At 32.6% G+C, this 20,740-nt stretch carries 18 protein-coding genes; 5 read left to right on the forward strand and 13 right to left on the reverse strand.

Annotated elements, in window-relative coordinates; genetic code table 11:
- Positions 1 to 22: 22 nt before the first annotated feature.
- Entirely contained in the window at positions 23 to 583 is a 561-nt protein-coding gene (locus MN187_RS05600; RefSeq protein WP_158559411.1) for a GNAT family N-acetyltransferase, read from the forward strand.
- 38 nt (positions 584 to 621) lie between these two features.
- On the opposite strand, the gene MN187_RS05605 is transcribed toward MN187_RS05600, so the two are convergent.
- The 8 genes from MN187_RS05605 to MN187_RS05640 all read right to left on the reverse strand — a co-directional run bounded on the left by MN187_RS05605 (position 622) and on the right by MN187_RS05640 (position 12,606).
- Positions 622 to 3,456, reverse strand: a complete 2,835-nt coding sequence (locus MN187_RS05605) for an endo-beta-N-acetylglucosaminidase (RefSeq protein WP_242093551.1) — start codon at positions 3,454 to 3,456, stop codon at positions 622 to 624.
- 168 nt (positions 3,457 to 3,624) lie between these two features.
- Complete coding sequence (locus tag MN187_RS05610; protein WP_241699067.1) at positions 3,625 to 4,566, reverse strand: 2-dehydropantoate 2-reductase; 942 nt, start codon at positions 4,564 to 4,566, stop codon at positions 3,625 to 3,627.
- A gap of 410 nt (positions 4,567 to 4,976) precedes the next feature.
- Positions 4,977 to 6,026, reverse strand: a complete 1,050-nt coding sequence (locus MN187_RS05615) for a PTS sugar transporter subunit IIC (RefSeq protein WP_241699068.1) — start codon at positions 6,024 to 6,026, stop codon at positions 4,977 to 4,979.
- A 414-nt stretch (positions 6,027 to 6,440) separates the two neighbouring features.
- Positions 6,441 to 7,982, reverse strand: a complete 1,542-nt coding sequence (locus tag MN187_RS05620; protein ID WP_241699069.1) for an ABC-F family ATP-binding cassette domain-containing protein — start codon at positions 7,980 to 7,982, stop codon at positions 6,441 to 6,443.
- A gap of 140 nt (positions 7,983 to 8,122) precedes the next feature.
- The gene (locus tag MN187_RS05625) at positions 8,123 to 8,767 is read right to left on the reverse strand and encodes a trimeric intracellular cation channel family protein (RefSeq protein WP_117972845.1); all 645 of its coding nucleotides are present in this window, start codon (positions 8,765 to 8,767) and stop codon (positions 8,123 to 8,125) included.
- Between the two features lie 119 nt (positions 8,768 to 8,886).
- Positions 8,887 to 9,177, reverse strand: coding sequence for a SemiSWEET family transporter (locus MN187_RS05630; RefSeq protein WP_117972846.1), 291 nt, complete (start codon positions 9,175 to 9,177; stop codon positions 8,887 to 8,889).
- 118 nt (positions 9,178 to 9,295) lie between these two features.
- The gene (bglA, locus tag MN187_RS05635) at positions 9,296 to 10,726 is read right to left on the reverse strand and encodes a 6-phospho-beta-glucosidase BglA (protein ID WP_241699070.1); all 1,431 of its coding nucleotides are present in this window, start codon (positions 10,724 to 10,726) and stop codon (positions 9,296 to 9,298) included.
- Positions 10,727 to 10,737: 11 nt separating this feature from the next.
- Positions 10,738 to 12,606 (reverse strand): beta-glucoside-specific PTS transporter subunit IIABC, encoded by a 1,869-nt coding sequence (locus MN187_RS05640; RefSeq protein ID WP_242093553.1) that lies wholly within the window; start codon positions 12,604 to 12,606, stop codon positions 10,738 to 10,740.
- Positions 12,607 to 12,749: 143 nt separating this feature from the next.
- Between MN187_RS05640 and MN187_RS05645 the strand changes: the two genes are divergently transcribed.
- Positions 12,750 to 13,463, forward strand: a complete 714-nt coding sequence (locus MN187_RS05645; RefSeq protein WP_241699072.1) for a GntR family transcriptional regulator — start codon at positions 12,750 to 12,752, stop codon at positions 13,461 to 13,463.
- Between the two features lie 22 nt (positions 13,464 to 13,485).
- Here MN187_RS05645 and MN187_RS05650 read toward each other — a convergent pair whose 3' ends face one another.
- The 3 genes from MN187_RS05650 to MN187_RS05660 all read right to left on the reverse strand — a co-directional run bounded on the left by MN187_RS05650 (position 13,486) and on the right by MN187_RS05660 (position 15,200).
- Complete coding sequence (locus MN187_RS05650; protein ID WP_241699073.1) at positions 13,486 to 13,941, reverse strand: YaiI/YqxD family protein; 456 nt, start codon at positions 13,939 to 13,941, stop codon at positions 13,486 to 13,488.
- A 22-nt stretch (positions 13,942 to 13,963) separates the two neighbouring features.
- Positions 13,964 to 14,428 carry a YehS family protein gene (locus MN187_RS05655; protein ID WP_242093556.1) on the reverse strand — a complete coding sequence of 155 codons (465 nt, stop codon included), beginning with the start codon at positions 14,426 to 14,428 and terminating at the stop codon, positions 13,964 to 13,966.
- 79 nt (positions 14,429 to 14,507) lie between these two features.
- Positions 14,508 to 15,200: a putative ABC transporter permease gene (locus tag MN187_RS05660; protein ID WP_117973187.1), complete on the reverse strand. Its 693-nt coding sequence runs from the start codon at positions 15,198 to 15,200 to the stop codon at positions 14,508 to 14,510.
- A gap of 135 nt (positions 15,201 to 15,335) precedes the next feature.
- Here MN187_RS05660 and MN187_RS05665 point away from each other — a divergent pair, with 135 nt between their 5' ends.
- The 3 genes from MN187_RS05665 to MN187_RS05675 all read left to right on the forward strand — a co-directional run bounded on the left by MN187_RS05665 (position 15,336) and on the right by MN187_RS05675 (position 18,180).
- Complete coding sequence (locus MN187_RS05665) at positions 15,336 to 15,704, forward strand: YccF domain-containing protein (protein WP_117972850.1); 369 nt, start codon at positions 15,336 to 15,338, stop codon at positions 15,702 to 15,704.
- 292 nt (positions 15,705 to 15,996) lie between these two features.
- A complete protein-coding gene (locus MN187_RS05670) occupies positions 15,997 to 17,442 on the forward strand; it encodes an amino acid ABC transporter substrate-binding protein/permease (RefSeq protein WP_241699074.1) in 1,446 nt (481 codons plus the stop codon).
- On the forward strand, positions 17,443 to 18,180 hold the full coding sequence (locus tag MN187_RS05675) for an amino acid ABC transporter ATP-binding protein (protein ID WP_117972852.1): 738 nt from the start codon (positions 17,443 to 17,445) through the stop codon (positions 18,178 to 18,180). It begins immediately after the preceding gene.
- 49 nt (positions 18,181 to 18,229) lie between these two features.
- Here the strand turns inward: MN187_RS05675 and MN187_RS05680 are convergent, their stop codons facing one another.
- Positions 18,230 to 20,305, reverse strand: a complete 2,076-nt coding sequence (locus tag MN187_RS05680) for a DNA topoisomerase 3 (protein ID WP_117972853.1) — start codon at positions 20,303 to 20,305, stop codon at positions 18,230 to 18,232.
- Positions 20,226 to 20,612: a DUF1033 family protein gene (locus MN187_RS05685; RefSeq protein ID WP_117972854.1), complete on the reverse strand. Its 387-nt coding sequence runs from the start codon at positions 20,610 to 20,612 to the stop codon at positions 20,226 to 20,228. The genes MN187_RS05680 and MN187_RS05685 overlap by 80 nt, the downstream gene beginning before the upstream one ends.
- Positions 20,613 to 20,740: the final 128 nt, after the last annotated feature.

Consider the following 20,740-nt stretch of genomic DNA (forward strand, 5'->3'; position numbering starts at 1 on the left):
GAAATGTTAGGACGTGATGTGTTTGCTATATTTTAAATTACCTGTCAATTCGACGATTGCTTTAGTTAAACCTGAATGCCATATGGCTGAAGAATTTTTTCTTCTTGTTAGAAAAAATAAAGAACATTTAGAAACATTTCTCGATTTTGTTGCTTTCACTAATGTCGTAAAAGATAGTGAACATTTCATCGCTCGCTCAATTAAGCAAGAAGCTGAACAAAAAGAGGTTGTTTTATTTATTTTGGATAATACAAAAATTATTGGATGTATTGACCTCCACAATATCAATACAACTCATAAAAAGGCTGAAATTGGCTACTGGCTGGATTATGATTACAATGGGAAAAATATCATGACAGAATGTGTCAAATGTCTAACTGACATTGCTTTTAATAACTTAAAATTAAATAAATTGGTTATAGTTGCTGAAGATACTAACATAGCAAGTAACCAAGTAGCTAAAAAATCAGGTTTTCATTTTGATGGAGTGGATAGAGAAGATATTTATAGGCAACATCATTTCGTCAATTTAAACCGATATAGTTTACTAAAATCTGAATATCAAAAAGCAAAAAAAGATTAACCCTTTCATTAAAGGTTAATCTTTTTTTGTGTTTACTCTTACATACCCAAAATATCAATACCATAAATTCTGGCAGCTGAATCGGCACCTTGACTTGGTTTATCAAGTGTAATTCGAACATACTGTGCTTTAACTGGTGCAAAGGTATCTGTTGTTTCAGCAGCAGCATTACTAATAACACGCTTAACTTGTTTGAACTCTTTTCCATCTTCACTCACTTCGATTTTATAAGCTTTTGAGTTCATATCTGGACTTTCTCCACCTGCTTCTGCATGGAACATGTTTACTTGGCTTACTGTTTTAACAGCACCTAAATCAATTGTAATATCATGTGGTGCTGAGCCAACTGCACACCATTTTGTCTCTAAATTACCGTCTAAAACAAATTGTGGGGCTTCACCATCATTGATAAATGATGATGCTTCAACTTGACTGTCTTTTGTCGATAACTTTTCAAGTTCATCTTTGATTTCTTCGCTCACAACAATGAATTTTTCTTGTTCCATCACTGACTCACCAGATTTATTTTTAGCTGTTAATTTAACTTTATAACTTCCTTCTTTCTCAAAGGTTACAACTGGATTTTCTTTAGTACTAGATTTTATGTCACCACCCTCAAATTCCCAAATAAGTTCATCAGCATTATCTGTTGATTGATTAGTAAATGTTACTTCTTTACCTGGTGCAATTAATGTTTGTGATGCTGTAAAGTCGGCTTTTGGCAAACTATTATCAGGCCATTCCAAAACGATTGTTTCTGTCTGTTTTCCTCTTTTACCAAATACATCAACTGGCACAACTTCAAGGGTTGTCTTATTCGATTCTCCTACTCTTTCTAATGCATTGATATAGTGAGTAGTTGATAGTGTTGCACCAATAAAGGAGCGAGACTTATCATCGTTCACTTGATAAATATCATAGTGACTTAGACCATCTGTTTTATCTGATTCCCACGTTAAGCGCACACCAGCAAAATTGCTTTCTTCTTCATCAAATATGGCGTCTTCTATTGTTAACTTTTTAACATCCATCACTGATTTTTCTTCTTTTGGTAACATAGCCAATTCACCCAACTTAAACTCATAATCAGGTGCATCTGATGTTGTTTTCCACTCATAAGAGATATCAGTAATCGTTTTTCCAACTAGTTTATCTGTGTCATAAGTCACTCGTGTCCAATCTTCCTTAATTGCTCCATTTGGACTAAGAACTTGTTTTTTACCATTTTTTAATGTTGCAACCAGATTTAATTCTGTTTCTTCATTGGCTTTAGCCGTTGTAGATATCTTCGTATTTTTATCTATGGTCATATCTGTTCGATATAAATGAATCGTATTGGTGGCATTTTTCTTCATGTTTCCACGATATTTTAGTGAATTCCCTCCGTTATAAGCATCGGCATAGTCAATCGACATGCTCCCTTCATTTCCTTTGCCATGATCAATTTCCCAACGATATGTTGGCATGATATCTTGTAAACTTCGATTGTTCCAATTTCTACTAGAGACTTTTTCCCCATCAATGAAATAATTATAACCATTTCCTAGATTAAAATTCGTTTTAAATGGCACACTAGTAATCGCTGTTTGCTCGATAGAAAATGTCGAAATACCAGGCCATTCGCCCTCTTTTGGTAATACGGCTTGTCTTGGATCTGATTGGGAATTTACCCAAAAAATATTCTCTTTCATTTGGAAATCATCAGGGTTATCTGTTGAAGCGTACGTCCAACTTGGAACATAAAGACCTAACGATGTATAAGGTTTCCCTTTTTCATTCATAAATAAATCCCACTTAACAGGTGTTGAGTAACCATTTTCCTGAACATCAATCCCTGCATAAAGTGAATAAGGATCAATCCCTTCTTTTTGTGCTTTAATATTCGATTCTTTTAATAAATCATCTTTGGCAAATTTTTCCGTATTCCACCAGAAATTTAAAAACATGGAATCAGATAACGGATTCATCTGACTATCAACAAGATACGATTTATTTTCATCTGTTAACGCATTTTGCCAATCCATTTTTCCTTTAGATGTCATCGAATCATACCACATAATATCTAATGTTTCTGGTGCTGTTTCTTTAAATTCTTTGATTAACTCCATCATTAAAGTAGCATGTTCTTTTGTTAAACCATCTTCTGTCGTCTTCTCTGTTTCTTTTCCATCTTTTACATCATCAAAACTAGTCACAAGATTATCTGTTTCTTGATTGATAAACCAGCCATCAAATCCATACGTTTCTGCAACCTCAATCATTTTATCAACTGCAGGAAAATGACCTTTATTATCTTTTTGTAAAAATTCATCTAGCCATTCAATTTTTCCTCCATGCTCTGTTTGTGGGAAAAAGATTGTTCCTAAAACCGGCACGCCATTTTTATGAGAGGCATCAATCACATCTGGACTAGGTGGAACAATAATTCCTTCTCCTGCAGAACCACCCCAATAAACCAACTGATCAATGTATTGCCAATAAGAAAAAACATTGGCATCAAATGTATTAATACCAAACGGGGCGTTACCACTTGTACTGCTATTCATAATCGATAAAGCAACCACTTTCGTTTGTTTATCCTGAATATCATTAGATGGTGTTAATTCTTTTTTATCTACTCGTTTTGCTAACGGAATATTACTGACATTATATTTTGCATCTGAATCTTTAGTAACATCCCACGCTAAAAAATCTTCCGGGAACCAATAAGAAGATTCTGGTTGATTATCCATCCCACGATCTATTTTGCTTGATGGTGTTTCTGAATAGACAAAGTCATTGGCTGATTTACTATTAGAACATCCTGAAACCACTAAACCTGTCGACATTAACATAATAATCATTGATGAGTGTGTCATTCTTTTTTTATGCATTATTTTTCCCCCGAATATTATAATTTTATTCCACTAATATAATAACGCTTACATAAAGAAGTTTTAATGAACAAACTAAATATTTGATTCAACAAACTATATAATATTCAACAAAAAAACACAGTTTAAATTTTATATGTTCACATAAAATTCAAACTGTGATGTTTTTTATTTTGCTCCAACAATTTCTTCTTTGGAATGAATTAATAAAGTTAAAAATTCACAATAAGGTGTTTCTATACCATATTCTTTTCCTTTACGAACAATTGCACCATTGATGTAATCAATTTCTGTTAAACGATTATTAATAACTAAATCTTGATACATTGAAGGATGGTGTAAACCAATTGTCTCTCTATTAAAACAACCATTAATTTGTTCAATAACAGCTTCTTCATCTAAAAAAACATTTTCAACACGAGCAACCGCTAAAAATTCAGAAACAATTTTTTTAATGATTGTATTAGCACTTGATGTATCACCAAAATCTGCCATATTAGAATCTAAAATAGTACAAAGCCCATTCATCGTACCATTTACACATGCTTTTCGATAAATTGACGTTAAAATATCTTGAGATACTCTAGCATTTAGATCTGCATTCGTTAACACGTCAGCTACTTTTTGTGCCACATCTTCTTTACCTTCACCCAAATTTTGTAGATCAATACTTCCGTTACCAAATAAAGTCACTTTACCTGGTCCTTCCATACCAGCTGTCCACATTGTATTTCCAAGCAAAATATTGTCATAATCTACATATTTTTTAATCACATCTTCATGCCCAATACCATTTAACAGGCATAACACGATGGTATCTTTACCTAACATATTATCAAGTGATTGAAGCATGTTATCTAGTTGCATTGCTTTAGTAAATAAAATAACTAAATCAGCTGAAAATTCAACCTCTGACAAGTCATTTTGATTATAAGCTGGGATAAATTCTGTTATTTCTTCTCCATTAAAATTGGCTTTTAATCCATTTTGGTTAATCTCGTCAATGTGTTGTTGCCAACCATCAACTAAAATAACATTTTCTCCTGCTTGTTTTAACATAATACCAAAACGGCTACCCATTGCTCCTGCACCTGCTATTACTATATTCATTTAAACTTCCTCCAACTAAGTATTTACCATTTTTTATAGTACTATTAATATAGAACGTTTACAATATCATCTTTTTGTCTTATGTTTTAAATATTACTTGATAAGACATCCTTTTATCACAATTTTGTAAACAAATCCATATAATATATTGAGTTATCTCCTAATACATTACTGTTAAACCTTTAAAAAGAGCCTACTTTATCCTTATCAACTAACTACATAATGATGCCATCTATATATTAGAAAAAATCATTTTTTTTTAAATATAAACTAGACTTTTTTACATGATGATTGTTTGCAAGTGTTAATCCATAATCTATAAAAAAACGATTCTATCTAATCATTTCTAGTTGAACTTATTGTAATAAAAGTTTTAATACCCCTTAATCCTTCCAAACTATTAAAGGAAACTAACCTTGATAAGCGAACACTATTTTACTGTCATAAAGTTTTAATACTTTTTCAAAAATGAATTTTGACAGAAGTCCTGCTGCAATTGGAACAACAAACCAACATATGATTAATAGAATAATATTTAATCCTGAATCAAGTGAAGCAAGTGGTCCAACTAACCCAACAAGCCCAAAACCAGCTGATTGAGGTATTCCAGAAATATTTAGCAAAGCCACTGGAATAGCAGAAATAATTGCTGTAAATAACACCGGTACTAAAATAATTGGATATTTAAATAAGTTAGGCATCATCATTTTCATCCCACCTAATGCAATGGCTAAAGTTACACCCGATTCATTAGTTTTCCATGAATTAATAACTAATACAATCGTTGTCGCTGCTATTCCCATAGCAGCTGCACCAGCCGATACACCATTTAACCCGATAGCAAGTCCAATCCCTACTGTTGTAATTGGAGAAATAATCAGTGTGGCAAAAGAACAGGCAATTAAAATACTCATCACAATTGGTTGGAAATCAGTAAAATTATTAATTAATTTTCCAATAGCAACTGTAATTTGTGTTACAAATGGATAAGCTATCATACCGATTAAACCGGCACCTACACCTATAACAATTGGCATGGCAATAATTTCAACTGAACCAAATTTACTTCCAATGTATAACATCATCAATACAGCGACCGATGCAGTAATCATAATATTAATAATATCTCCAGTACCTGCACCTACATAAGAGTTGATATCTGTATTAAATTTAATAACACCTGATCCCGCAAAAGCAGCACCTCCAGCAATCATCATTTTTGTTGGAGTTAAACCAAATTGATGAGCAATTAACGCTCCTATGATTAATGGGGTTGCTAATTGAAAAATTAATCCAGCATGAATAATCATTTGTATAATGTCATATTGTGAGAAATATTTTAAAATTGCTCCTAATACCGCGTTTGGAATCAAGGCAATAATTGTACCTTGAGCTGTACCAGCTAAAACCTTATTAAGAAACAGGCGTGGGGTTAATTTTGTTTCTTCTGTTTTTGTCATATCAAAAACTCCTATTAATATTATTTTTATAGTTTGGGAAAAATTTCACTTACTTAAATAAATAATGAGACCTCCTGATTATCTCAAGAAATCTATCTTTATCCATAACGTTTGGTAGGTTAAACTAAACCCAATAACTATTTGATTCAGATGAAAAATTTATTTTAACATCTTTTAAACAAGCCCTAATTTGTTAACCATCCAGAATTCTGTAATCAATTGATAGACATAAGTTTATCATATTCGTAGTTTGAAATCTACTATCTTTTTTATACAATATATTTTGTTTATTAGATATTTTTTGATATTATTGTATCTTTTATTCTTAACTTATATTGACTATTTTAGTTTTCTGCTAAACCGTTTGCTTTTTTGAAAACAAAAAAAGACCTCGATTTCTCGAGGTCTTACGTTTTACATCATTTTTCCTAACGCAACATCATAAACTTGATCTACTAAGTCTTCCAAAAAGTCCATTTCGTGAGAAACAAGTAACACAGTTCCTTCAAATTGATTCAGTGTTTCTTTTAATGCATCTTTGCTTTGTTGATCCAAATGGTTTGTTGGTTCATCAAGTACTAATAAGTTACTCTTAATTAAAGTCAAATGACACAATTTCACTTTACACTGCTCTCCCCCACTAAGTTGGGATAACGGTTTACTCATGTTATCATCATTAATGCCACTTTTAGAAAGAACTCTACGCACTTCTTTATTAGATAGTTTTGGATGAACAACTTGTAACCAATCAATTGCTGACTGGTTTGGGTGTTCCCAATTTAAATCTTGTGAAAAGTAATTAATCTTCACGTCACGACTAATTTCAATCGTTCCCGATAGCTTATCTATCTCACCGATTAACGTTTTTAATAAGGTTGATTTACCAATCCCATTAAATCCTTTAATCGCAATTTTCTCACCCTTATGAAGTCTGAAATTAATGTCTTCTAATAAAGGAAACTCATATCCTACTGATAAATCATTTGTTTCAAGAACTAAATGACTATGACTCATTTCATACGGAAATTCAAATTTACCTGGTTTACCACTTGGTGGCGCAGCTAGTCTATCAATTTTATTTAATTGTTTCTCACGACTTTTGGCCATATTCGAACGACTTCCGGCTTTGTACTTTCTTACATAAGCTTCCAATTTATCAATTTCTTTTTGTTGTTTTTCATAATCTCTTTGATGTTGTTCTGCTTTTGCTTGTTTTTGTTTCATTGCAGCTTCTAGATTACCATTGTATTTCGTCAACGTATGGTAATCAATATCACAAATACATGTCGTTACTTTGTTTAAAAAGTCTCTATCATGAGAAATTACGATATAGGTACTATCTAATTGATTTAAATAATCTGATAGCCAGTCAATATGTGAAACATCTAGGTAGTTTGTCGGCTCATCTAGTAAAAAGACGTCTGCTTTTTCTAGTAATAATTTTGCCAAACTAACTTTCGAACGTTGTCCACCACTTAACTTAGCCACTTCTTTATCTAAACCAATTGCAGTCAATCCTAGTCCATTTGCAACTTGTTCGATTTGTGTTTCTATTGAATAAAAGTCACTGGCTTCAAGTTTTTCTTGTTTTTTCCCAATTGTTTCAAGCAACTCATCATCATACGTTGTGGCATATTCTTCATACATCTCTTGGATGTCATCACTCATTTTATATAAATGACTAAATGCTTGCTTTAAATAATCAAACATTGTGTCACCTTCACTATAGGTTAATTGTTGCTCCAAATAAGAAATCGTGATGTTATTTTGCCAAACAATTCGACCTTCATCAGGCATAATCTCACCCTGAATCATTTTTAATAAAGTTGATTTTCCTGCCCCATTTTTTCCTGTTAAACCAAGATGTTCACCCTTATTTAAACGAAGTGATCCATTTTCATAAAGCATCTTATCTGGTAATTCATACTTTAAGTCATCAATCTCTAAAATACTCACTTTTGACTCTCCTTTTTACTAAAATCATCATAAAAAAAGAAAACAATTGAAAAATCAATCAATTGTTTTCAACTTAACACTTAATGATTCTATATAACGTCTTTAGTCTATATTATCTGTAAAATATATCACGCAACGTTTTATAAGTCAATTTTTAGAGTTGGGTGGCTATTGTCATCATCATGTTTATTAAATTTAGACTTCGGTAAATTCCAATCATATGTTAACCCAACAACTCTTAGTAACACTGTTACCACAATGATAAAAAGATATACTAATGAGTGCGTTGGACGATAAACATAAAGAGCGATTGCTATTAAAATCGACCAGCTACCATATATTTCAGCACATAAGACACTTGGTTTTTTTCCGGCAAGAAGATCTCGTATTAATCCTCCTCCTGTACCTGTCAATAACGCCGCCATAATAACAGGACCTATATGACCATTAATTCCTAATCCATACAAAGCCCCTTGAATACTAAATGCCGCTAGCCCGATTGCATCAGAAATAAGTTCTAACATTTTCATTGATGATAGCCTTTTCGGAAATAAATAAACAATGCCAATTGTTGCAAATGACACATAAAACAGTGTTGTCTGACTCCAAAAAATATCCATTGATAATCCTAAAATCAAATTTCTTAAAGCACCGCCACCAAATGCCGTGACAAATCCTAATACTGCAATCCCTAATAAATCATATTTTTCTTCTATGGCAACAAGTGCTCCAGAAAACGAAAAAGCAATCGTCCCAATGATACTTGTAATCTCTAAAATATCCATTGATCCAACCCCCTGAAACAATATAATACTACTTAAGTCATAAACTCTTCCATATTATAACTATTTCAAGGCAAATTTACGTCAATTTTCAAATTTTTTGGTTTAATAATCGTTTTTTACTACAAAGCAGTTAAAAAAGTAATTATCCCAAAAATGACTCCCGGAAAATTTGCTAGTACAATCGGCCAATCTCGTGGCATTTTTTTAAATCCGTACATCACCCAAAGTGAGCAGTTAATTGCTGCAACTAAGGGTTGAACAGGACTACCTTTATCTCCAGCTAAATTATTACTTATTTGTGGAATGTACGATACATACATTAGAATTGCTGTAATGGTTGCAATCCAACTGATATACTTAATAAATGTGGTTTCAGACTGATTTGTTTTGGCAGATTTATTGTCTCCCATGTTTTTTCCTCCTATACGAAGCTCTTCTTATATAGTAGGATAACACACTTTAAAAAATAGGTTAATTAATAGCTATTAAAAAAACTATTAGCCAGTACAGACTAATAGTTTTATATATTTAAAGCTCTTCTCCATTTGTTTCAATCACTTTTTTATACCAATCAAACGAATCTTTTTTATAACGATTCATCGAACCATTTCCTTCATTATCACGGTCAACATAAATCATTCCGTAGCGTTTTTTCATCTCACCAGTTGTGAAGGATACTAAATCAATAATCCCCCAAGGTGTATAACCCATGATTGCTACGCCATCATAATCAATCGCTGTTTTAATAGCTTCAATATGTTTCACTAAGTAATCAATTCTATTTTGATCGTGAACTTCATTTGTTTCAGTTAGTTCATCAATTGCGCCAAACCCATTCTCTACGATAAATAATGGGATTTGGTAGCGATCATACAAGCGATTCAATCCATAACGCAAGCCTTCAGGATCAATTGCCCATCCCCAATCACTTGTTTCGATATATGGATTTTCTACACTATTTGGTAATCCACCATTCACCACATTACCTAAGTTATCGTTATTCACATCAGCTTTAACAACTGTTGACATATAATAACTTAAACCAACATAATCAACTGTTCCCTTAGCTAATATTTCTAAATCTTCTGGGCGAATATCCAGATTATATCCTTCACGTTCAAATTCTTTCATGGCATAACTTGGATAGTAGCCACGTACATGAACATCAGCAAAAAAGAATCGTTGACGCATCGCTTCTTCAGCTGCCATAATATCAGCTGGATTACATGAATAGGGATAAATTGGAACATGAGAGACCATGCAACCTATTTCAAAATTAGGATTTATTTTTTTACCAGCAATAACTGCTTTAGCACTAGCAACTAATTCGTTATGAGCAACTTGATACATGACTTCTTTCGCATTTTCTCCTTCTTCAACCGTTACACCAGAGTTCGTCCATAAAAAGATAGGGTTATTAGTATCCATTTGGTTATTGATTTCATTAAAAGTCATCCAGTATTTTACTTTATTCTTATAACGCTCAAAACATGTAATCGCAAATTTTTCAAAAAAGTCGATCACTTTACGATTTCTAAACCCGCCATACTCTTTAGCCAAATGCAACGGCATTTCAAAATGAGATAATGTAATAACTGGCTCGATACCATTTTTTAATAACTCGTCAAATAAATCATCATAAAATTGTAACCCAGCTTCATTTGGTGTATCTTCATCTCCATTTGGAAAGATACGTGACCACGCAATGGATGTTCTTAAACACTTTAATCCCATTTCAGCAAACAATGCTACGTCTTCTTTATACCTATTGTAAAAATCAATTGCTTCATGGTTTGGATAGAATTTATCTACCTCAATTGTTTCTGTAATTTCTCTTGGTACACCATGTGCGCCTGCTGTCATAACATCAATAACACTTGGACCTTTTCCATCTTGATTCCATCCGCCTTCGAATTGATGAGCAGCTAATGCGCCACCCCATAAAAAGTTTTTATCCATTTTTATCACCTCTAATTAAATTTTAAAAGACTATCGTTTACATTGACTATATTATTTTCCTCTGTTTGAATAGATTTAAATTCAAAAGAATTCGTAATAATAACTGGCGTAATTAATGAATAACCCGCTTCTTCGATTTCTTCTGCATTAAATTCTAATAACAGGTCACCTTTTTTAACAGATTGACCTTGAACAACATGACATTTAAATGGTTTTCCTTCCAATTTAACTGTATCCAATCCAACATGAACCAATAATTCGATTCCAGTATCGCTCGTTAAACCAATGGCATGTTTTGAATCAATTACCATCGTTACAACACCATCAAATGGGGCATAAACTTTATTATCAGTTGGCTTAACGGCAACTCCAGACCCCATCGCACCGCTAGCAAATACTTCGTCTGGTACATCAGTTAAAGCCATGACTTCTCCAATAATTGGTGTTGGCATATCATAATTAACTATTGACTCTTTTCTCACTTTTCCTTCAATGTCTTCGCTTAACTCTTTATCTGTTTCATTTGTTTCACCAAACCCGAAAATCATTACTAATGCAGCTGAACCAACAAGTGCAATCAGACATCCAATGACGATTCCGATGAATGAAGTTGGAAACTCACTATTAATTCCATTAACAACTGTTAATAAACTTGGTAACCCAGCGTAAGCAAAATAGTATGGATTGAAGAAACTAGCAACTATCGCACCGATTGCTCCAGATATACAGCCAAAAATAAATGGTTTTTTAAATCGAAGTGTTACCCCGTAAATAGCTGGCTCTGTTATACCAAACAAACCAGTAATAAAGGCTGATAACGACACCCCTTTAAGTTCTTTGTTTCTAGTTTTCAAGAACACTCCTAAAACTGCTCCTACTTGTGCTACCACTGCAATGGTTTGAAATGCTTGGAATGAATCTCTTCCATACATATCAAAGTTCGCCATAACAACAGGAGTAATTCCCCAATGAACCCCAAAAATAACAACTATTTGCCAGAATCCACCAATTAATGCACCTGCTAGAGGTGGTGCAACTTGTACTAGACTGTTATAACCATTTGCGATACCGTTTGCAAGGAAAGCTGATGCCGGACCAAATACTAAAATAGTCACAGGAACCATGATAACCATACAAATCAATGGAGTAAGTAATGGCTTAACCACTCCAGGCAATCTTTTTTCTACAAATTTTTCTAAATAAGACAACAACCAAACCATAATAAGTGGCGGTAAAACTGATGATGTATAGACTGTTTCACTTAATGGAATGTTAAAAAATGTTAAATGCTTTCCTGAAGCAATTTCTGATGCCATTGTTGTCCAATCAGGTGACACAAGTGCCATTGATATCGCGACAGCAATATATGTATTTACTTTAAAATGCTTGGATGCCGTAATTGCGATAAAAATAGGCAAGAATGTAAACGGTGCCCAAGAAATGAAACTAAAAACACGATAAGTATCAGTTGATGCAAAGGCCGGGTAAGCTAAATTAATTAAGATAAGTGCTCCTTGCAAAATACCTGCGGCTGCAAGAATATAAACAAATGGTGCAAATACAGCAGACATTGTAGCAATAATACGATTTAGAATACTTCCTTTTGGTTCTTCCTCAGTTGTATCAACATTTACTAATTCAGTAAACGCATCATACACTTCCCCTACGTGTGGACCAATCACTATTTGAAATTGTCCATTATTTATGACGACAGATATAACACCAGGTAGTGTTGAAATTTTTTCTTTTGCATCAGTTGGAATATCTTTTAACACCAATCTTAATCTTGTTGCACAACGTGTAGCATTTGAAATATTATCTTTACCAAGTATTTCAACAATATCTTGTGCCAACTTTGAATAGTCTCTCACTTTACTCATGATTCGCCTTCCTCTCTAAATTTTATATACAAATAATAATTGTGCATGCACAATTTGTCAATACCTATCTTTTTTATTTTTTTGTGATAAAATAAAGAAAACTATCGTAACAAAACTTTAGGGATATAAATGAGGGAATTATTATGATGTTAAAATACGAAAAAATTGCATTATTAATTGAGGAATCAATTGTTGAAAATAACTTAAACCATGGTAGTAGGTTACCAAACTTTAAAGAATTGATAGAGACTTATCACGTCAGTAAAAGTACTATTGTTAAAGCATTGGATTTATTAGAAAAACGAGGAATTATCTACCAAATACAAGGTAGTGGTGTATTTGTTAGGAGAAAAAAAAGAAAAGGTTATATTAATTTCAGTGAAAATCAAGGATTTACAGCTGATTTAGGTGAATTTGATATTACGTCTAAAGTATTAGAACTTAGTGAATTAATTCCACCATTAGAAGTTAGGGAGCATTTAAGTTTAGATGATAAAGAGAATGTCTATTATGTTAAAAGAATACGATATATTAATTCTCAAGTTCTCTGTATAGAAGAATCCTATTACAATAAAGCGATCATCCCTTACTTAAATGTTGAAATAGCAGAGCATTCTATTTTTGATTACTGTAAAACAGCTTTGAAATTGAATATTAGCTTCTCTGATAAATATATCCATGTCATAAAATTAAATAAAGATGAAAGTGACTTATTAGAATTAAATGAGGGGGATCCAGGATTATTAATTGATGAGTTATTTTACTTATCATCTGGAGAGGCTTTTGATTTTTCTAAAACAATCTACCATTATGTTAATTCTCAATTCTTTTTACAAAGTACAAAAATATATTCATAAAATAAAAAATAACCTTAACTTTTTAGCCAAGGTTATTTTTTATCTTAATAATATCCAATATTTTCCCAATAAATATCTCTTTATCTTTTTGGGTAAATGCTTTAGGACCTTTTGTTTTCTTTCCTGCCTTACGCATTTGACTACCTATAAAACGTTGATTAAGTAACGTATCAATCGTGCGTGTTGTATACTCTTGTCCGCTATGATGAAATACTCGCACTGGTTTTGTTAGTAAAAGAGAAGCCAAACCATAATCTTGAGTAATAATAATATCATGATCCTCTACTTCTTTTACGATACGATAATCAGCACTGTCACTTCCTTTATCTACGTAAATAAACTCAATAAAGTCTGGATAAATTTTATTTGTGTAGTGATCAATACTTGTCACGATAACAACAGGAATTTGATACGTTTCTCCTAATTGGATCACTTCATTTTTTACCGGAGACCCATCCCCATCAATGACAAAACGCATAAGTCACCTCCTAAAATAATCATTATCTATAATCAGTCATTAAGCCTTTTAAAAAATGTCTTGTGTAGTTGTCTCCACATACTTTGTAATTTCGATGTCCTTCTTTTCTTAAAAAAGCACTTAATTCACTTTTAGAAACACTTGCCCCTGCCTCATCTAAATAATGAAGCATATCATCAGTTGTAAGAGATAATGCAATTTTTATTTTCTTTAAAAAAACATTATTTGCGTTTCCTTCATGCAATTCATAGACTACCTGGTCATCATCTTTTTTCCCACGCTGTGAAATAATCATGCCATTTAAAAATCTCTCAAACATTTCATCTTCTAACATATTTTCATACAAGTCGTCATCAATTTTATTTAACATTGATAAATACTCTTCTTTTGTAACAGTCACGCCACCTAAAGAAAAAAGCTCGACCATATCATTATCTTTAATATCAAGTGCGTATCTTAAACGCGTTAACCGATCATTGTTATTCATACCATACCTCTTTTTATGTAATAGAACCATTATAACATAGCCAATTCATTTATGAGCAGCAAAAAAAATAGGCCTAACCCTATTTTTTTAATTTTAAATTCGGATAGTTTTTAAGCAAACGATTTAGATTGTGATGTTTTAATTTTAGTGGTTTATTTTTCAAGTCTTGTAAAACTTTCAATCTATTATGGTCTGATTCTTTATTTTCAAATAAGTGTTTTAAACGATATTCTTTAATACCAGCATTTTCCTTATCACTCGTATCAATTGATGAAGCAACTTCTTTTTTGGTAGTCGCTGTAAAAATTAATGTTGAGATAACATCTACCGTAAATAAAACAAATAAAATAATGGGACCAATATTGTTAGTGGCATTTATAAAGTTTGTAATGCCATCTTGTATGACTGGATTAATCACTTTAATTAGGAATAAACATCCCACTCCCCAGAACATTGAGACTGGGACAGCTACTCGTCCTTCAATATTAAAGGGAACATTTTTATAATCCCACAATGACATATTAAATAATTTTTCTAGTAACCAACTTGTTATAAATTCAATAATAGTCACAATCACAACAGAATTAAAATAAAGATTTAAAAGTGTACCTGATTTGTCTGGGACAAGTAATAAAACAGCTGTCACACCAAACCCATAAACAGGACAATATGGGCCTAATAAGAAGCCTCGATATACAAAATGTCGCGCTTTTAACGAACAATAAACACTTTCCCACAGCCATCCTACAATGGAATAGGTTATAAATGTCATAAAGATATTTTCCACTATCATCTCCCCTTTTTGTATACATTATATGTCTATGTTATAATCAATTAACTACATTCTACCATGATGATAGAATAAATGCTTTTATTAATAGAATTTAACATAGAAAGAAGACTTATTATGACATTTTTTGGGAATATTATTTGGTTTATTTTTGGAGGATTTATTGGGGGCTTTTCATGGCTTTTAACCGGTTGTATTTGGTGTATAACCATTATTGGCATCCCTATCGGCCTCCAATGTTTTAAAATAGCTGGACTTTCCTTTTGGCCTTTTGATAAGAAAGTTATCTATATAGGCAGTGGTCTATCCATTGTTGTCGATATCTTTTGGTTACTTATTTCCGGAGTTCCTTTAGCTATGATGCATGCTATAAGTGGCATTCTTCTCTGCATTACTATTATCGGAATTCCTTTTGGTAAACAATCATTTAAATTAGCCAGACTAGCCTTGATGCCTTTTGGTGCACAAGTTGTTTATAAAAGATAACAACTATCTGCTATAACATTTACTCTTAATGATTACTTCTATGAACAACATACCTGCTACATGCAATCCTTGAAGTTGGATTTGCTAAACTACATTAGTTTAGTCGGCTATTAAAATGCCATGAGAATTTAAGTCCAACTGAAAACAAAGAATGATAGTTAAAAAACTAAACCGTTTTTTAATATTTTTGGTAAAAAGCACAAGCTTTATGTTAGATTATCTTACATAAAGCTTGTGTTTTTCTATTTTTTTAAACTATAATGAAAAAAACAGAAAAAAAAGGAGAACCTTCATGAAAAATAAATATTCTTTATTTTCATTCATTGCTTTATTAACTTCAATAATTATCCTAGCTTTCGGAGTTAACGTAAAAGCAGAAGAAAAAACTTATACAATTGGGACTGACTTAACGTTTGCTCCTTTTGAGTATCAAAACTCTAGTGGAACTTACATAGGAATTGATGTTGATTTAATAAATGCTATCGCAAAAGATCAAGGATTTAAAGTAGATTTAAAACCTCTAGGATTTGATAGTGCGGTACAAGCTGTTCAATCGAAACAAGTCGATGGTATGGTAGCTGGTATGAGTATCACAGACGAGAGAAAAAAATCATTTGATTTCTCAGATCCTTATTTTGACAGTGGCATTTCAATGGCTGTTAAAAAAGGAAATACCTCTATCAAACGTTATGATGATTTAAAAGGAAAGACGGTCGCTGCAAAAGTGGGTACTGAAAGTGCTGCTTTCTTAGAAAAAAACCAAAAAAAATATGGCTACACGATTAAAAATTTTGATGATGCTACCGGACTTTATAAATCACTAGAAAACGGTGAAACAGTCGCAATTTTTGATGATTATCCTGTTCTTGGATATGCCATTACAAATGGGCAAGCATTAGAATTAGTTGGCGAAAAAGAAACAGGTAGTGCTTATGGATTCGCTGTTAAAAAAGGACAAAATCAAGAATTATTAGAAAAATTCAATACAGGTTTAAAAAATCTAAAAACGTCTGGTGAGTACGATAAAATTATCAACAAATACATTTCATCAGGTAAAGATACAAGTACTGAAGAAACTGCAGTAGATGAAACAAGTTTTGCTGGCATGATTAAAAATAACTGGAAAAGCTTATTAAACGGATTATGGATGACCATTAAATTAACTTTAATCTCATTTATTTTAGCTTTAATTATTGGGATTATTATTGGATTATTTAGTGTCTCTCCTTCTAAAGCACTCCGAATCATTGCAACAATCTACGTGGATATTATTCGTGGTATCCCATTGATGGTACTAGCTTTCTTTATTTACTTTGGTATGCCAGGTATACTAGGTTTTAATATTCCTGTCTTTTTAGCTGGTATCATTACCTTAACTCTTAACTCCAGTGCTTATCTATCTGAAATTGTCCGAGGAGGTATTAATGCCGTACCTGTCGGTCAAATGGAAGCCTCTCGAAGTCTAGGGCTTTCTTACCACCGTGCAATGCAAAAAATTATCCTACCACAAGCAATTAAAATTATGATTCCATCATTTGTTAATCAATTTGTTATTTCTTTAAAAGATACCACAATTTTATCTGCCATTGGATTAATCGAATTATTACAAGCTGGAAAGATTATCGTAGCAAGGAATTTACAAAGTACAATGGTTTACTTTACTATCGCATTGATTTATTTGATTTTGATTACAGCATTAACAAAATTAGCAAAAGTTTTAGAAAAGAAGGTGAACTAATTGGCTGAAAAAATATTAGTTGAGCATTTAGTAAAAAAATATGATGAACACACTGTATTAAACGATATTAATGTTTCTATCAAAAAAGGCGATGTGGTCTGTATCATTGGCCCATCAGGTTCTGGGAAAAGCACATTTCTTCGTTGCTTAAATCAATTAGAAGAAATTACGAGTGGAAATATTATTGTTGACGGTACAAATCTAACGGATAAAAATACTAATATCAATAAAGTCCGTCAACATATTGGGATGGTTTTCCAACACTTTAATCTTTTTCCTCATTTAACTATTTTAGAAAATATAACATTAGCTCCTGTTGACCTAGGTAAATTATCTAAAGCTGAAGCAAATGAAAAAGCAATTAGTTTACTTGAATCAGTTGGCTTAGCTGATAAAAAAGATAGCTACCCAGATTCTTTATCAGGAGGACAAAAACAGCGTGTCGCCATTGCCAGAGCATTAGCCATGAATCCAGATATTATGCTCTTTGATGAGCCAACCTCAGCACTTGACCCTGAAATGGTAGGAGATGTGCTAAATGTTATGAAAGATTTAGCTGAGCAAGGTATGACAATGGTAATTGTCACTCATGAGATGGGATTTGCTAAAGAAGTGGCAAATCGTGTGATGTTTATTGATGGGGGTAATTTCTTAGAGGATGGTTCACCTGAACAAGTCTTTGAAAATCCTCAACATGACCGTACAAAAGACTTCTTAAATAAAGTATTAAACATATAATAAAAAGGAATGACAGTAAGGTGATAAACCTTGTGTCATTCCTTTTTTATTAGTCTTCTTTCATTGCTGCTTTTAAAGCTGCCGCAAGTGGGCTTTCCATCTCTTCTGCTTGATTATATTTTTTAATCAATTTTCGCTCTTCATGTTTCGAGATTTTTTTCTTACCTTTTGAGCCACTTTGCATTTTTTCTGTGTATTGACAGCCACCGCACTTGAAATATGAACCATTTTTATTTTCTAATATCATCATTTTCTTTTTACATTGCGGGCAACGCTTATTGGATACTTTTGGATCTTTACGTCGTTTGTAATGACAAGTCTCACTGCTACATACATAGATTTTGCCATCTCTTGTATTCTTTTCTTTTAATTGGCTACCACAATCAGGACAAGTTTTATTGGTTAATGAATGATCGACATACTTTTCTTCACTCATTTTAATTTCTTTAACTAAACGAGTGGTTTCTTTTTCAATGTCTTTAATAAAAGATTGATGTTTTAATTGGCCATTCGCTATTTTTTCTAAAGATAGTTCCCATTTTTGTGTTAACTCTGGCGTTACAAGGGATGGATTAACCAACTGTAATAATTGTTTTCCTTTTGCTGTGACGACTAAGCGATGAGTTTGGCGTTCAATTAAATCTGAACTAATTAATTTTTCAATAATTTCGGCACGTGTTGCAGGTGTTCCTAAATTATGTTTTTCCATCTTTCCAAGCAACGTTCCCTCTGATAATGGGTTTGGTGGAGTTGTCAGTTGTTTATTAATCTTATAAACAGCTTTGATTGCCGTTCCTTTTTTAAAGACAACCGATTGTTTGGTTGTTTGTTCAACTTGTTTCCACCCCGTTTCAAGAACACGTTGTTGTTTAAAAACAAAGATTGATTGGTCTACTTTAGCTGTAATCGTTTCAATTGATACTTTATATGGCGGTAAAAATAAGCCTAAGAAACGGTCCACAATCATGCGATAGATTTTCATTTCATCATTATCTAATTTTTCAAGTCGAGCTGATTGTTCAGTTGGAATCAAACCATGATGATCGGTCACTTTTGCATTTTGGAATACGTTTTGCTGTTTTACTACTGCTCCATCTTTAACCAAACGTTTTACTAGTTCTGGTGACATTTGTGTCACTGCAATCAAACGTTCTTTCATCGTTGATTTCATATCAGTCGTTAAATGTTTTGAATCTGTTCTTGGATAAGTAACCACTTTATGAGTTTCATAAAGTCGTTGAATAATCGATAACGTTTTTTTAGCAGAATATTGGTAACGTTGATTTGCTTCACGCTGAATTTCTGTTAAATCATAAGGAAGTGGTGCATACTCTGTTTTTTCATTCACTTGAATCTCTTCAACCATTAACGATTTTCCATCAAATGATGCGACTAAATCTTCTAATGCTTGTCTCTCTTTATACTGTCTAGGATTTTTTAATTGCAAATGTCCTACCACACCATCATATTCAGCATCTAGCGTAAAATAGGTTTCCGGTCTAAATTTCTCAATGACTTCTTCTTGTTGTCTAACCATCGCAAGAGTCGGTGTTTGAACACGTCCTGCTGATAAACTATCTTTGTATTTTACAGTTAACGCTCGTGTCACATTTAACCCAACCAACCAATCAGCCTCGGCACGAGCCACAGCTGAGTAGTATAAATTGTCATACTCTTTACTCGGTCTTAATTGTTTAAATCCTTGTTTAATGGCTTTATCTGTTTGAGAAGAAATCCATAAACGCTTCACTGGCTTTTTGAACTTGACATATTGTAAAATCCAGCGTGCAACTAGCTCTCCTTCTCGTCCTGCATCAGTTGCGATAATGGCTTCAGATACATCTTTGCGATTAGCTAATTGACTAATAGCTTTTAATTGCGGACGTGTTTTAGGTAGTGGTTTTATCCCTACTCGTTCAGGAATCATTGGTAAGGTATTCATGTTCCACTCTGCCCAGTCTTTGTTATAATCTTCAGGCATTTTTAAGCCAAGTAAATGACCTAAAGCCCAAGTTACGATATATCTATCTCCCTCGATATAATTTTTAGTTTTCTTGGTTGCCCCTAGCACTTTGGCTAAATCTCTGGCAACACTTGGTTTTTCTGCTATTACCAGTTGCTTCATCTGAGTCATTATCTCCTAAATCTAATTTTTTGTACTCACTTACCAGCATTAATCCTCTGTATGCTTGTAAATCTTCATCACAGTCTTCACAATATACGTATTCTTCATCGTTCCAAAAAGCGACTAAATAAGGATCTTTGCATTTTACTTCTTCGTAGTCTTGTTTTAATTGATCATATTGTTTCATAAATGCTTTTTCCGCATCATGAAATTTATCAAAAGCCTCTTCTGATTTTATATTTTTTTCCCATTCTTCAAAAAACCACCAAGGTTCATCTTCACTATAAGTCTGAATAACTTGATACATCTACCTGTCCACCCTTCTTTTACACTTTACTTATAGACTATGTGAAAATGTCCAAATTGACAAATCTTACGACTTATCTATTTTATCGTGTTAAAAAAAAAGAAACAAGTTATCACTCGTTTCTTTTT

The organism is Vagococcus sp. CY52-2, from assembly GCF_022655055.1.
Lineage (GTDB): Bacteria > Bacillota > Bacilli > Lactobacillales > Vagococcaceae > Vagococcus.

What these genes read in the sequence shown, in the direction of transcription:
- MN187_RS05630 (WP_117972846.1), bottom strand. Translation starts at nt 9,177, where the DNA reads ATGGGAGACAATAAATCTGCCAAAACAAATCAGTCTGAAACCACATTT.
- bglA (WP_241699070.1), bottom strand. Translation starts at nt 10,726, where the DNA reads ATGGATAAAAACTTTTTATGGGGTGGCGCATTAGCTGCTCATCAATTC.
- MN187_RS05680 (WP_117972853.1), bottom strand. Translation starts at nt 20,305, where the DNA reads ATGAAGCAACTGGTAATAGCAGAAAAACCAAGTGTTGCCAGAGATTTA.
- MN187_RS05660 (WP_117973187.1), bottom strand. Translation starts at nt 15,200, where the DNA reads ATGACATTTATAACCTATTCCATTGTAGGATGGCTGTGGGAAAGTGTT.
- MN187_RS05665 (WP_117972850.1), top strand. Translation starts at nt 15,336, where the DNA reads ATGACATTTTTTGGGAATATTATTTGGTTTATTTTTGGAGGATTTATT.
- MN187_RS05625 (WP_117972845.1), bottom strand. Translation starts at nt 8,767, where the DNA reads ATGGATATTTTAGAGATTACAAGTATCATTGGGACGATTGCTTTTTCG.
- MN187_RS05640 (WP_242093553.1), bottom strand. Translation starts at nt 12,606, where the DNA reads ATGAGTAAAGTGAGAGACTATTCAAAGTTGGCACAAGATATTGTTGAA.
- MN187_RS05605 (WP_242093551.1), bottom strand. Translation starts at nt 3,456, where the DNA reads ATGCATAAAAAAAGAATGACACACTCATCAATGATTATTATGTTAATG.
- MN187_RS05670 (WP_241699074.1), top strand. Translation starts at nt 15,997, where the DNA reads ATGAAAAATAAATATTCTTTATTTTCATTCATTGCTTTATTAACTTCA.
- MN187_RS05615 (WP_241699068.1), bottom strand. Translation starts at nt 6,026, where the DNA reads ATGACAAAAACAGAAGAAACAAAATTAACCCCACGCCTGTTTCTTAAT.
- MN187_RS05650 (WP_241699073.1), bottom strand. Translation starts at nt 13,941, where the DNA reads ATGCGTTTTGTCATTGATGGGGATGGGTCTCCGGTAAAAAATGAAGTG.
- MN187_RS05645 (WP_241699072.1), top strand. Translation starts at nt 12,750, where the DNA reads ATGATGTTAAAATACGAAAAAATTGCATTATTAATTGAGGAATCAATT.
- MN187_RS05610 (WP_241699067.1), bottom strand. Translation starts at nt 4,566, where the DNA reads ATGAATATAGTAATAGCAGGTGCAGGAGCAATGGGTAGCCGTTTTGGT.
- MN187_RS05685 (WP_117972854.1), bottom strand. Translation starts at nt 20,612, where the DNA reads ATGTATCAAGTTATTCAGACTTATAGTGAAGATGAACCTTGGTGGTTT.
- MN187_RS05655 (WP_242093556.1), bottom strand. Translation starts at nt 14,428, where the DNA reads ATGAATAACAATGATCGGTTAACGCGTTTAAGATACGCACTTGATATT.